Here is a 12,594-nt window from a genome sequence, read left to right as displayed (position 1 = left end):
ATCACCGTATTGACGCGGTGTCGATGTCGATATCAGGCGATCTTGCGCCCAACATCAAAAAACCAGGCACTATTTGGTGGACCGCGACGCGAGACGGCGTCCAACCCTACGCTCAAGGCATGACAGCAGCGCTGCGGCAAACGCCACAGGCACGATGACAACGGCCGACGTCGGGCGCTGGCCAGTAGCCGTGTGCGCCGCGCCACTCGGCGTGATTGAGCACGAATGGCTTCCGGCGCCATCAGGCAGATCTGCGTCAATCGCTCGGCGATGCGCAGTGCATCGGCGCTCACTAACCCCGCCGGCAATAAACACCCCACCAACAGTCCGGCCAGCCACCATTGCGCACGATGACGCGCGCGAGCGCGACGTGGCGACGTTGGGCTGTGGTCCGTGGTACTGCTCATGCTATCGACGAGCTCCGGCTCATGGTAGATTGCGCAGACATTCTGCTTTCCTTCGCGCGGGCAAGCCCATGAGTATAAAGGCTAAGCGTTTCCGAGCCCAGTCCATGCACCATCTCATCGACGGTTCCGGCGAACTGGGATCGGTGGTGCGCATGGCCAAACTGCTGGAGCGCGCCCAGCAGCACCTGCGTGCCGGACTTCCCGCCGAGGTTGCCGAGCACGTCTATGTCGGCGGCTATCGAGAAGGCGGCTTGACCCTGATTACCGATGGAGCCGTCTGGCTGACGTGGCTTCGTTACGAGCGCCAGCGATTGCTCATGTTGCTGCGCCAACTGCCCGAATTCGAAGCCGTTCTCTCGCTCGACTTCAAGGTCCGTCCGGTGCGTCCGCTCCAGGCGCCTGTTTCCCAGGCACGCACACTTTCTCCCGAGGCCGCGCACCATCTCAAGGTATGCGCGGACGATACCACGGACCCGAAGCTAAAAAAGGCATTGGCACGCCTGGCGTCACATGCTCCTGACGACACCTAATAACACGCATCGCTTCCAAGAAAAAACGCCGACCAGAGCGGTCGGCGTCAAATACAGCATGGCGATACGCTAAGCGCGGCCTCAAGCCAACGCTGGCGCCGCATACGAGATAGGGGCTGTCTGCGTCTCGTCTTCGAAGGTCACGATCTCCCAGGCATCCTGCTGCGCCATCAAGGCGCGGCATAGCTTGTTGTTCAAGCCGTGACCGGATTTGACCCCACGGAACTCACCAATGAGGCTGTGTCCCAGCTGATACAGATCGCCAATGGCATCGAGCACCTTATGCTTGACGAACTCGTCCTCATAACGAAGTCCGCCCTCGTTCACGATGCGGTAATCATCGACGACGATAGCATTATCCAAGCTGCCACCCAGCGCCAGGTTCTGCGCGCGCAGGAATTCCAGGTCACGCATGAAACCGAAGGTCCGCGCTCGCGAGACTTCCTTGACGAAGGAGGTCGTGGAGAAGTCGACGCTCGCCGTCTGTTTCTGGTGCGCGAAGACCGGGTGATCGAAATCGATGGCAAACGCCACCTTGAAGCCATTGTGCGGCAAGAAACGCGCTTCCTTGTCGTCTTCCTCGACCACGATCTCGCGCTTGATACGGATGAACTTCTTGGGCGCGCCCTGCTCGGCGATACCCGCCGACTGAATCAGAAAAACGAACGGGCCAGCACTACCATCCATGATGGGCACTTCCGGGGCACTGAGCTCGACGAAGACATTGTCGATTCCCAAGCCAGCAAATGCCGACATCAAGTGCTCCACTGTCGCCACCTTGACGCCATCACGTGAGAGAGCTGTACACAGCGTGGTGTCGGTCACGTATTCGGCATTGGCGGCAATCTGCACCACTGGATCGAGATCGGTACGTACGAAGACAATGCCAGTATTGACCGGCGCGGGGCGCAACGTCAGGTATACTTTTTCACCTGAGTGCAGGCCCACACCAGTGGCACGGATGGTATTCTTTAATGTACGTTGTCTAATCATGGGCGTAAGCCAAGCTTGGAAATCGTTATGAAACGGCGTTCACTATAACACCGAACAAGCGTTTCAACAAAAAAATGTCGCCTGGCCACGCCTATGCGCCCAGCATGTCGCCCGCTCAATCGGCCTGTCGGCGGAGGAACGCCGGGATATCCAGGTAATCGTCGAGTTCTTGCGACTTGCGACGTGATTCCTGCCGAGATTTCGCCGACTCGTCCTGCTCCTTGGCTGCCTGCTGACGCATGACAGTTGGCTGCTGCAGCTTGCGGTAATCGGGCGCTTCGGCACTGCGTGCCGCCGCGACCGTCTCACGCTGCGGCGTAGCGACTGTCGCCTTTTCCTTGAGACCCTCGAGGCCCGCTGCCACCACGGTGACGCGCAACTCGTCGGACAATTCCATGTCGATGGACGTCCCCACCACGATCGTCGCATCCTGGGAAGCGAATTCCTGCACTGTGGCACCGACATCGTTGAACTCGCCGATGGAAAGGTCCGGCCCCGCCGTGATGTTGACCAGGATGCCGCGCGCACCATGCAGATCGATGTCCTCCAACAAGGGGCTGCGAATGGCCTTCTCCGCCGCTTCACGCGCGCGATTTTCACCAGTGGCCGCGCCGGTTCCCATCATCGCCATGCCCATCTCGGACATCACGGTGCGCACATCGGCAAAGTCGACGTTGATGATGCCAGGACTGGTGATCAACTCGGCGATACCCTGTACCGCACCCAGCAGCACATCATTGGCGGCACTGAACGCCGACAGTAGGCTGGCATTCTTGCCGAGCACCGCAAGCAGCTTCTCGTTGGGGATAGTAATCAACGAGTCGACATACTCGGAAAGCGCTTCCATACCCTCTTCGGCAGCCCGCATGCGCTTGGGCCCTTCAAAGGGGAAGGGACGCGTCACGACTGCCACGGTCAAGATGCCCAGCTCCTTGGCGACCTGCGCCACGATCGGCGCGCCGCCGGTGCCGGTTCCCCCGCCCATGCCGGCGGTAATGAAGACCATGTCAGCGCCTTGCAGCAACTCGGCGATCCGTTCCCGGTCTTCCGTCGCCGCTTGACGACCGACCTCGGGGCTGGCACCAGCACCCAGCCCCTTGGTGATTTCGCTGCCGAGCTGAAGAACAGTCTTGGCGGCAACACGTTTGAGCGCCTGAGCGTCGGTATTGGCACAGATGAACTCGACGCCTTCGATATTGCTTTCGACCATGTGGTTGACGGCATTGCCACCGCCACCACCGACGCCAATCACCTTGATAACCGCGCTGCTAGAAGGTGCGTTATCTACCAGTTCGAACATAAGCCCCGTCTCCTGTGACCGCTACCAGTGCGGCCCTCTCAGAAATTTCCTTTAAACCAACTTTTGATCCTTTCCAACCCCGAGCGCTCCTGCCTTTGTCCACGTCGGGTATGAGCCTCTTCTCTACGGGGCTGAGCCGACACGACAGCATTACGTTTGGCATCATTCATACCGTAGAGTAGCAAACCCACTCCCGTCGAATAAATCGGGTTGCGCACGACATCGACGAGGCCGCGAACGTTGTGGGGATAAGCAATGCGCACGGGCATGTGGAAGATTTCTTCAGCCAGCTCGACGACACCCTCCATGCGCGACGTACCACCGGTCAGCACTACACCAGCCGCCACGAGATCCTCGTAACCACTACGCCGCAATTCTTCGCGCACCAATGTAAACAATTCTTCGTAGCGGGGTTCGACCACTTCGGCCAACGCCTGGCGCGAAAGATCACGCGCCGGCCTGTCCCCCACGCTGGGAACCTTGATCATTTCGTCACTGCTTGCAAGCTGGGTCAGTGCGCAGGCGTATTTGACCTTGATGTCTTCCGCGTACTGCGTCGGCGTGCGCAACGCCATGGCGATATCGTTGGTCACCTGATCACCCGCAATGGGAATCACCGCCGTATGACGTATGGCCCCTTCGGTAAATACGGCAATATCGGTGGTCCCGCCACCGATATCCACCATGCACACGCCCAGTTCGCGTTCGTCTTCCGTCAATACCGCGTAACTGGAAGCCAACTGCTCCAGAATGATGTCATCAACTTCCAACCCGCAGCGGCGTACGCATTTTTCGATGTTCTGCACGGCATTCAAGGCTGCCGTGACCAGATGGACACGTGCCTCGAGTCGGACACCGGACATTCCCAGGGGTTCGCGGATACCTTCCTGGTTATCGATGGCAAATTCCTGAGGCAATACGTGAATAATACGTTGCCCTTCGGAAATGGCACGCGCCCGGGCCGAATCAATGACGCGATCGATATCAGAAGGAGTGACTTCGCGTTCCTTGATAGCCACGACACCGTCGGAATTCATCGAACTGATATGACTACCGGCCACGCCAACATACACCGAGTGAATATCGCAACCTGCCATCAACTCCGCTTCCTCGACGGCGCGCTGAATCGACTGCACGGTCGACTCGATATTGATGACGACCCCTTTTTTCATGCCGCGCGAGGGGTGCGAACCAATGCCTGCGATCTCGATGCTTCCATCATCGGAAGGCTGGCCGACGATAGCGACTACCTTGGACGTTCCGATATCCAGCCCAACCACCATGTTGGAAGCATTGGATTGTCCTGCCATAGGTCGGGGTCACTCCTCGAACTGCACTGGGTTTAAAAGCCATTGAGACACAAAAAACGTGTTGAGCCAATTATAGGAACAAGAAACTTAAAGTCACCACCCAACAGATGAAAACGGCCTCAGAATACGGTGATTTTTGCAAAAAGGGAAACCCCCGTCGCCCGGATTTCGTGGCCTGTCGCCGAAAAAGGCAATTGCGACGTTACTCCATCGCCTCTGTTTCGGTTTCGCCATGCCACGCCACCGCAACCCCATTGGGATAGCGTAAATCGATGTAGCGAATTTGCGACGCCTGCGCTCCCAACTGCCGTTGCCAGGCGGCAGTAAAACGCGCCAGTCGCGATTCAAGATCGGTACGCCCCAGCATTACCCACACACCGTCATTCACCTGGAAACGCCATGCCCCACGATCCTCCAGCCGCAACTGTGTGACATGCAAATCCAGCATGTCCAAGCGGCGTAGCAACAAGTCATGATACGCCAGCACCTCGGGCCCACTCCCCTTGGGCCCCGCCAGATCCGGCAAGGACTTGTCCAAGTCATCGACCGGGCCTGGCGAGAAAGGCTCACCATGCGTATTGAGCAGCTTGTCGTCATTCCAGTGCGCTACTGGCACTTGTTCGAACAGCTTGAAGCGCAAGGCATTGGGCCACTCACGCGAGACTTTCACTTCCGACAGCCAGGCGATTTCGCGAGCCTTGTCACGCACCTGGTCGAGATCGATGGATAGCCAGGTCTCACCGCTGACCAATGGGGCAAGGTTGCGCTGCAAATAGGTCGCCGAGACATAGTGCAGGTCGCCACCGATGGACACCCGCTCGATGGGCCGGTCGAGCCAGATCCACAGCGCACGCCCGCCGGCACCGAGCAAAACGGCGAATAGAATCAAGCCTAACAAGGCACCGCGCAAACCGGCCTCCTTCATTGCTGCGTCACTCGTCGACCGTGGTGTCGAGAATCCGCAACACCAAGGCATCGAAGTCGAGCCCGGCATGCGCCGCCGCTTGCGGCACCAAGCTATGGTCGGTCATGCCCGGCACCGTGTTGACCTCGAGTAGCCAGAAGCGTCCCTGCGCATCGCGCATCACATCGACACGCCCCCAGCCGCTACCGCCGATCACCTCGAACGCGCGGCGGCACAGCTCTCCCAGCGCTCGCTCATCGGCGGCCTCGAGCCCACACGGCAGCAAATAACGGGTAGTGTCGGAATGATACTTGGCTTCGTAATCGTAGAAGCCGCTGGGCACCTCGACACGAATCGCCGGCAACACCTTGTCGCCGAGTAGCGACACGGTATATTCCTCGCCCTGCACGAAACGCTCGGCCATGATGGCATTGTCAAAGCGCGCTGCTTCGGCATGGGCGGCGATCAATTCCTCGCGGGTGTCGACAATGCTGATCCCGATCGTCGAGCCCTCGTGTACCGGTTTGACGATCAACGGCAACCCCAGAGCTTCAATCACCGCGTCCCAGTCCACCTGGCCCTTCAGCATGACGCTTTCCGGCGTGGGCAAGCCATGGGCACGCCAGAACTGTTTGGTGCGTTCCTTGTCCATACCCAGCGCAGAAGCCAGCACGCCGCTACCCGTATAGGGGATATCCAGCAGCTCCAGAGCGCCCTGCAAGGAGCCGTCCTCGCCGTCCCGACCGTGCATGGCGATGAAGACATATTCCGGTGCAAGCGCCTCGAGGCCGCTCAACCCGCCCCCGGCGAAATCGAACCCACGTGCGTCGACGCCGCTGCGCTTTAGCGATGCAAGGATCGCGCGACCACTGAGCAGCGACACTTCACGCTCGGCGGAACGGCCACCGTATACCACGACGATTCGCCCCAGATGCGGGTGCTTCGAGCCCTTTTTCGTCACGCTGTCATTCATAATTCCATTCCATCCAGATGTAACCGGCAGCCAGCCAGGCGCAACGAAATACCGCCGATGTCACCAGCGCCCTGAGTAATCAGGATGTCGTCGGGGCGCAGCACGTGTGACAACAGCGTTGGCAGTTCCTGCTTGCTTTCGACGAACAATGGATCGACCTGACCCCGTTGACGAATCGAACCGGCCAGTGTCCGGCCCTCCGCGCCTGGAATCGGGGCTTCCCCAGCGCTGTAGACATCCAGTAGCAACAGCGTATCCACGCCCGAGAGAACACGCACGAAATCCTCGTACAGATCTCGCGTACGCGAATAGCGATGCGGCTGGTACAGCATAACCAGGCGACGCTCGGGCCAGCCTGCACGCACCGCGTCGATGACCATTTCCACCTCGCGCGGGTGGTGGCCGTAATCATCGACCAGCATGACCTCGCCTTCGGCGGCCGGCGCCGGGAAATGTCCATGTACCTGGAAGCGCCGCCCCACTCCAGCAAAGTTGGCGAGTCCGTGTTGAATGGCGGCGTCATCGACGCCCGCATCGCTGGCTACGGCAATCGCCGCAAGCGCATTGAGGGCGTTGTGACGGCCCGGCATACCCAACTCGATCTCGAGGGGTGCCATGCCCGGCGGACGCTCGGCAGTGAAGTGCACCACGCCACCGCGCTGGACGAAATTGCACAAGCGGTAATCGGCATCCTCGGAGAAACCGTAGGTCACGAACTGGCGCTGGATGCGCGGAATCAGGCCGCGCACGTTGTCATCGTCGAGACACAGCACTGCCAGCCCGTAGAAAGGCAGGTTATGCAAGAACTCGAGGAAGGTATCCTTGAGCCTTGAAAAATCACCCGCGTAGGTTGCCATGTGGTCGGCATCGATATTGGTGACGATCGACACCATCGGCTGCAAGTGCAGGAACGACGCATCCGACTCGTCGGCCTCGGCCACCAAGTAATCGCCCTCGCCCAGGCGTGCGTTGGCGCCGGCACTGGTCAGCTTGCCGCCGATCACGAAGGTCGGATCGAGCCCCCCCTCGCCGAGCAGAGTCGACGTCAAGCTGGTGGTGGTCGTCTTACCATGCGTTCCTGCCACGGCGATGCCATGGCGAAAGCGCATCAGCTCGGCGAGCATTTCCGCACGCCGTACCACGGGAATGCGATGCTCACGCGCCCAACGAATCTCTGGATTCTCGGTGTCGACCGCTGTGGAAACGACCAGAACATCGGCTCCCTGGGCATGTTCATCGACGTGTCCAATGCACACGCGGATGCCGCAATCGCGCAGATGCCGCGTGACCGGCGACTCCCGCAGGTCGCTGCCGCTGACCGTATAGCCCTGATTGGCCAACACTTCAGCGATCCCGCACATGCCAGCGCCGCCGATACCCACGAAATGAATATTATGAATGCGGCGCATGCCCAATCCGGTGCGGTTCGGGCGGGTTGCGCCGGAAACGTTATTCGCTGTCAAAATTAGTCTCCATGCATCCCGCCACCAGGCGCTCGATCGCGTCCAGGCGTGCTTCGGAGCGTGCCGCGATCGCCATGGTGGCCAGGGTCTCGGGTTCGAGAAGTGCCGCCAACGTCTCGGCGAGACTCGCCGCCGACAGTTGTTCCTGTGGCATCAAACGCGCGGCCCCGGCATCGACCAATTGCCGCGCGTTGAGTGTCTGATGATCATCGACGGCATGCGGAAACGGCACCAATACCGAGGGTTTGGCCGCTGCGGCGAGCTCGGCGATTGTCAAAGCCCCAGCGCGGCATACAATCAAGTCCGCCCACTCATAGGCTGCCACCATGTCGTCGATGAAGTCGCTGACCTCCGCGCTGACGTCCACCTCAGCGTATTCCGCTTGCGTCGTGATTTCCTTGTCGCGCCCCGCTTGATGACGTACGTCGGGGCGACGAGCCGGTGGCAACTCCGCCACGGCCCGGGGCACATTCGTATTCAGTGCCTGCGCGCCCAACGAGCCGCCCAATACCAGCAACCGCAAGGGGCGCGTACGAAGCGTCTCGACATCGCGCGGTGTCTCGCCCAGCGTCGCGATGTCATTGCGCACGGGGTTTCCCACCACCTCCATCTGGCGTGCGCCGAACGCACCTGGAAACGCGGCATAGACGCGATCCGCCAGACGCGCTAGATAACGATTGGTCATTCCAGCCAAGGCGTTTTGTTCATGAATGATCAAACGCCGGCGCATCAACCAGGCGGCCAGCCCGCCAGGGCCGCTGGCGAAGCCGCCCAGCCCGACCACCAGTTGCGGGTCGAATGTCGCGATCACTTGACGTGCCTGCCAGATGGCCTTGGCCAGACGCCATGGGGCCAACAGCCAACCGGCGACCCCATTGCCGCGCAGACCAGAGACCTCCACACGGTGCAAGGCAATATCCGCCGCCGGCACCAATTGGTTTTCGATTCCCCGAGGGCTGCCCAACCATTCCACCACGACACCGCGTTCGCGCAGCGCCTTGGCCAGCGATAGCGCGGGCACCACATGACCACCGGTCCCTCCGGCCATGATCAGAACACGGGACACTTGCTGGTGAGGCACTAGCGCTCTCCTCGTTCTTGCTTCTTGGCTTGGCGTGCCGCCTGGGTGGCCCGCGTCTTGGCCCGCAGTTCGGCATCGACGCGAAACAGCAAGGCGACCATGACACAACTGACCGCCAGGCTGGAGCCACCATAACTCAACAACGGCAAGGTCAAGCCCTTGGTCGGCAACATACCGGTGCTGACGGCGATATTGATGAATGCCTGCGCCCCGAACACCAGCGAGATGCCGTAGCACAGGCAGGCGGAAAAGGCCCAGCCTCGCAATTCGGCCTTGCGCCCGATGCGAAACCCACGAAAGATCAGCAGTGCGAAGAGACAGACCACGCCCACGGCCCCGACCAGCCCCAGCTCTTCGGCCAGTACCGCAAACACGAAATCGGTATGCGCCTCGGGCAGATAAAACAGTTTCTGAATGCTATTACCCAAGCCCAGGCCCAGCCAGTGCCCACGCCCGAAGGCGATCAAGGCCTGCGTCAACTGATAGCCGCTGGAGTATTGTTCAGCCCAGGGATTGGCAAAACTGGTAATACGCTCCAGGCGATAGGGCTCGGACACGGCGAGCAAGCCACCGGCGACCACGGCTGCGATCACGACCAGACCAAAACGGCCCAACGGCGCCCCCGCCATCAGCAGCATGCCCATCATGCAACTGCCGATCACCACGATGGCCCCGTAATCCGGTTCGAAGATCAAAAGGGCCACGTACACCCCGAGTACCACGAACGGGCGCAAGAAGGCCCCCCAGTCACGACGCACTTCGGGCAGGTAACGTTGCAAGTAATCGGCGAAGTAAACGATTAGACACAACTTGGCGACTTCCGATGCCTGGATATTGATAATCCCTAGGGAAATCCAGCGCTTGCTGCCATTGACCTCGTCACCGATGAACAACACCGCGATAAGCAGCACGATCCCCAACAGCAGCAGCCCCGGCCCCCAGGCGCGCCAGCGCTCGAGCGGTATGCACAACGCCACCAAGCCAAGAACGCTCGAGAAGAGCACGAAAATGCCGTGGCGAATGCTGAAATAGTAGGGGTTGCCGGTGAGACTGGTCGCAATCTCCGACGATGCCGAGGTCACCATCACCCAGCCGACCAACAAGAGTGAGACGGTCGTCAACAGCAACCATCCATCGGTGGTTTGTCCTTGGGTGGAAAGTCGTTTTTTCCATCGCGCTAGCATGCCGCCACTCCGTCCTGCTTCAGCCACTGTCGGAAGGCGTCACCGCGTGCCATATAATGGGGAAATTGATCAAGGCTAGCACAGGCAGGCGACAGCAGGACGGCATCGCCGACGTCTGCGATGGCCTGCGCCCGGCGCATGGCGGCCTCGAGGTCGGCAACGCGGGTAACCGGCACCGACCTGGAGATGACACGTTCGAGACGCTGAGCATCGCGCCCGAAAACGACGGCCTCGCGCGCATAGCGCCTCAGCGGCTCGACCAGTGGCATGAAATCTGCCCCCTTGCCGTCACCGCCCGCCAACAGAATCAGGCGGCCCTCGAGGACCGGCCCCACCCCTTCAATCGCCGCCAATGTCGCGCCCACATTGGTGCCTTTGGAGTCGTTGATCCAGCGCACGCCATCGCGTTCGACGACCAACTCGCTCCGATGCAGCAAGCCGGAAAAGCGCTCGAGTACGCGACGCATCGCTGCCAGTGGCAGCCCCAATCGTGTCCCCATCGCCAGCGCCGCCAGGGCATTGGCATGGTTATGTCGCCCGGGCATGCGTACGCTACGCGTCGACATTATCGGCGAGGCGCCATGCACGAGCCATGCATCTCCGCCATGCGCATCGATACCCCAATCCTCTCCTGCGGGAGAGCGCGTTGTGAAACGCACTACATCGTCTACCTGGGCATCGGGCCATGTAGCAGCATCGTCGGCGTTGACGACGGCATGGCGCGCGCCGCGAAAAATGCGCCGCTTCGCCGACTGGTAACCATGCATGTCGCCGTGACGATCCAGGTGGTCTTCGCACAAATTGAGAAAAGCCACCGTCTCGGCGCCCAGCCAAGCAGTGGTTTCTAGTTGGAAGCTGGAGAGTTCGAGCACGAACAACTCAGCGTCCGGAACCTCGGTAAGCAAGTCGAGCGCCGGTGTCCCAAGGTTTCCCCCGACTGCGACGCGCCGGCCCGATTCCCTTGCCATCTCACCGAGCAGCGTAGTCACCGTCGACTTGGCATTGGAGCCAGTGATCGCTGCTATCGGGGCGCGACACGCACGCACGAAAAGTGTGATTTCACCGACCACATACGGGCCTTCGCCCTTGGCGTTCAGGTGCTCGACAAGCCCCTGCGTACGCAAATCGACTCCCGGGCTGACCACGATTTCATGCGCCTCGCGCATATCCAGCGCTTGTAGCGGACCGCACACCACTTCGACGTCGGGATAGACGTCTCTAAAGGCATCTAGGCCAGGGGGCGCCTCACGCGTATCGGCGATCATGAAGGGCACCCCCTGACGGGTCAGATGCCGCGCGATCGCCTGGCCGGAGATACCTAGCCCGATGATCAGCGTATAGGCAGCAGGCACCTTGGTCATGTCAGCGAATCTTCAACGTGGCTAGCCCCATCAAGACCAGCACGACCGTGATGATCCAGAAACGCACGATCACTCGAGGCTCGGGCCACCCCTTGAGTTCGAAATGGTGGTGCAACGGCGCCATACGGAAGATGCGTCGCCCCGTCAGCTTATAGGATCCCACCTGCAGCATGACCGAGACCGTCTCCATCACGAAAACGCCACCCATGATGAACAGCACGATTTCCTGGCGCACGATGACAGCGACCACGCCCAATGCCGCGCCCAGAGCCAGTGCCCCGACATCGCCCATGAACACTTGAGCGGGATAGGTGTTGAACCACAAAAATCCCAAGCCGGCCCCCGCGATCGTCCCGCAGAACACGGCCAACTCTCCGGCACCCGGTATCAAGGGAATATGCAGATATTGTGCGAAGACGGTATTGCCGCTCGCATAGGCGAAGATCGCCAACCCCATGGCCACGAGCACCGTGGGCATGATCGCCAAGCCGTCGAGGCCGTCGGTGAGGTTGACCGCATTGGAACTGCCGACGATGACGAAATAGGTCAAGACGATGTAGAAAAGGCCCAGCGGTACCACGACGTCCTTGAACAGGGGCACGATCAAGCTGATTTCGACAGGGCTAGCGGCCGTCAAGTAAAGCACTGACGCCGCACCGAGCCCAATGGCCGATTGCCAGAAATACTTCCAGCGTGCCGGTAAGCCACGCGGGTTCTTCTCTACGACCTTGCGATAATCATCGACCCAACCGATGGCACCGAAACCCAGCGTCACGGCCAGCACCAACCAGACATAGTGATTGGTGAGATCCCCCCACAACAGGGTGCTGATAGCAATGGCAATGAGGATCATCGCGCCGCCCATGGTCGGCGTACCGGCCTTGGACAGATGCGACTGCGGCCCATCGTCGCGCACTGCCTGACCAATCTGGCGCTCGACAAGACGCCGAATGACCTGTGGTCCCAACCACAGGCACAGCATGAGGGCAGTCAGCGTCCCCAGGATCACGCGCAGGGTCAGATAGTTGAAAACGTTGAAGGCGCTTTGAAAGTTCGCCAAAAAGTCAGCCAGGAAAAGCAGCATGAGT

General features: G+C 60.3%; 12 protein-coding genes. 1 reads left to right on the top strand and 11 read right to left on the bottom strand.

What is annotated here, in order from left to right:
- Nucleotides 1-32: 32 nt before the first annotated feature.
- Entirely contained in the window at nucleotides 33-407 is a 375-nt protein-coding gene (locus RVY79_RS07830) for a hypothetical protein (protein WP_317463546.1), read from the bottom strand.
- A gap of 68 nt (nucleotides 408-475) precedes the next feature.
- On the opposite strand from RVY79_RS07830, the gene RVY79_RS07825 reads away from it, so the two are divergent.
- Nucleotides 476-937, top strand: a complete 462-nt coding sequence (locus RVY79_RS07825; RefSeq protein ID WP_317463545.1) for a DUF721 domain-containing protein — start codon at nucleotides 476-478, stop codon at nucleotides 935-937.
- 81 nt (nucleotides 938-1,018) lie between these two features.
- Here the strand turns inward: RVY79_RS07825 and lpxC are convergent, their stop codons facing one another.
- The 10 genes from lpxC to mraY form a co-directional block, all read right to left on the bottom strand.
- Nucleotides 1,019-1,930 (bottom strand): UDP-3-O-acyl-N-acetylglucosamine deacetylase, encoded by a 912-nt coding sequence (gene lpxC, locus RVY79_RS07820; RefSeq protein WP_317463544.1) that lies wholly within the window; start codon nucleotides 1,928-1,930, stop codon nucleotides 1,019-1,021.
- Nucleotides 1,931-2,045: 115 nt separating this feature from the next.
- Nucleotides 2,046-3,230: a cell division protein FtsZ gene (gene ftsZ, locus RVY79_RS07815; protein WP_317463543.1), complete on the bottom strand. Its 1,185-nt coding sequence runs from the start codon at nucleotides 3,228-3,230 to the stop codon at nucleotides 2,046-2,048.
- A 38-nt stretch (nucleotides 3,231-3,268) separates the two neighbouring features.
- Nucleotides 3,269-4,540: a cell division protein FtsA gene (gene ftsA, locus RVY79_RS07810; RefSeq protein WP_317463542.1), complete on the bottom strand. Its 1,272-nt coding sequence runs from the start codon at nucleotides 4,538-4,540 to the stop codon at nucleotides 3,269-3,271.
- 202 nt (nucleotides 4,541-4,742) lie between these two features.
- Nucleotides 4,743-5,465: a cell division protein FtsQ/DivIB gene (locus RVY79_RS07805; RefSeq protein ID WP_317463541.1), complete on the bottom strand. Its 723-nt coding sequence runs from the start codon at nucleotides 5,463-5,465 to the stop codon at nucleotides 4,743-4,745.
- Between the two features lie 7 nt (nucleotides 5,466-5,472).
- Nucleotides 5,473-6,417 carry a D-alanine--D-alanine ligase gene (locus RVY79_RS07800; RefSeq protein WP_317463540.1) on the bottom strand — a complete coding sequence of 315 codons (945 nt, stop codon included), beginning with the start codon at nucleotides 6,415-6,417 and terminating at the stop codon, nucleotides 5,473-5,475.
- Complete coding sequence (murC, locus tag RVY79_RS07795) at nucleotides 6,414-7,826, bottom strand: UDP-N-acetylmuramate--L-alanine ligase (protein ID WP_317463539.1); 1,413 nt, start codon at nucleotides 7,824-7,826, stop codon at nucleotides 6,414-6,416. Before murC ends, RVY79_RS07800 begins: the two co-directional genes overlap by 4 nt.
- Before the next feature lie 40 nt (nucleotides 7,827-7,866).
- Nucleotides 7,867-8,928 carry an undecaprenyldiphospho-muramoylpentapeptide beta-N-acetylglucosaminyltransferase gene (gene murG, locus RVY79_RS07790; protein ID WP_411161720.1) on the bottom strand — a complete coding sequence of 354 codons (1,062 nt, stop codon included), beginning with the start codon at nucleotides 8,926-8,928 and terminating at the stop codon, nucleotides 7,867-7,869.
- Nucleotides 8,929-8,960: 32 nt separating this feature from the next.
- Nucleotides 8,961-10,145, bottom strand: coding sequence for a putative lipid II flippase FtsW (ftsW, locus tag RVY79_RS07785; RefSeq protein WP_317463537.1), 1,185 nt, complete (start codon nucleotides 10,143-10,145; stop codon nucleotides 8,961-8,963).
- On the bottom strand, nucleotides 10,139-11,506 hold the full coding sequence (gene murD / locus RVY79_RS07780) for a UDP-N-acetylmuramoyl-L-alanine--D-glutamate ligase (protein WP_317463536.1): 1,368 nt from the start codon (nucleotides 11,504-11,506) through the stop codon (nucleotides 10,139-10,141). The genes ftsW and murD overlap by 7 nt, the downstream gene beginning before the upstream one ends.
- 1 nt (nucleotide 11,507) lies before the next feature.
- Nucleotides 11,508-12,590, bottom strand: coding sequence for a phospho-N-acetylmuramoyl-pentapeptide-transferase (gene mraY, locus RVY79_RS07775; RefSeq protein WP_317463534.1), 1,083 nt, complete (start codon nucleotides 12,588-12,590; stop codon nucleotides 11,508-11,510).
- Nucleotides 12,591-12,594: the final 4 nt, after the last annotated feature.

It is taken from the genome of Chromohalobacter sp. HP20-39 (assembly GCF_033052815.1).
GTDB lineage: Bacteria > Pseudomonadota > Gammaproteobacteria > Pseudomonadales > Halomonadaceae > Chromohalobacter.
The sequence above is the reverse complement of the archived record's forward strand: the minus strand, read 5'-3'. Positions and strand labels throughout refer to the sequence as shown.

What these genes read in the sequence shown, in the direction of transcription:
- murG (WP_411161720.1), bottom strand. Translation starts at nt 8,928, where the DNA reads ATGGCCGGAGGGACCGGTGGTCATGTGGTGCCCGCGCTATCGCTGGCC.
- murC (WP_317463539.1), bottom strand. Translation starts at nt 7,826, where the DNA reads ATGCGCCGCATTCATAATATTCATTTCGTGGGTATCGGCGGCGCTGGC.
- RVY79_RS07830 (WP_317463546.1), bottom strand. Translation starts at nt 407, where the DNA reads ATGAGCAGTACCACGGACCACAGCCCAACGTCGCCACGTCGCGCTCGC.
- murD (WP_317463536.1), bottom strand. Translation starts at nt 11,506, where the DNA reads ATGACCAAGGTGCCTGCTGCCTATACGCTGATCATCGGGCTAGGTATC.
- RVY79_RS07805 (WP_317463541.1), bottom strand. Translation starts at nt 5,465, where the DNA reads ATGAAGGAGGCCGGTTTGCGCGGTGCCTTGTTAGGCTTGATTCTATTC.
- RVY79_RS07800 (WP_317463540.1), bottom strand. Translation starts at nt 6,417, where the DNA reads ATGAATGACAGCGTGACGAAAAAGGGCTCGAAGCACCCGCATCTGGGG.
- mraY (WP_317463534.1), bottom strand. Translation starts at nt 12,590, where the DNA reads ATGCTGCTTTTCCTGGCTGACTTTTTGGCGAACTTTCAAAGCGCCTTC.
- ftsW (WP_317463537.1), bottom strand. Translation starts at nt 10,145, where the DNA reads ATGCTAGCGCGATGGAAAAAACGACTTTCCACCCAAGGACAAACCACC.
- ftsZ (WP_317463543.1), bottom strand. Translation starts at nt 3,230, where the DNA reads ATGTTCGAACTGGTAGATAACGCACCTTCTAGCAGCGCGGTTATCAAG.
- ftsA (WP_317463542.1), bottom strand. Translation starts at nt 4,540, where the DNA reads ATGGCAGGACAATCCAATGCTTCCAACATGGTGGTTGGGCTGGATATC.
- RVY79_RS07825 (WP_317463545.1), top strand. Translation starts at nt 476, where the DNA reads ATGAGTATAAAGGCTAAGCGTTTCCGAGCCCAGTCCATGCACCATCTC.
- lpxC (WP_317463544.1), bottom strand. Translation starts at nt 1,930, where the DNA reads ATGATTAGACAACGTACATTAAAGAATACCATCCGTGCCACTGGTGTG.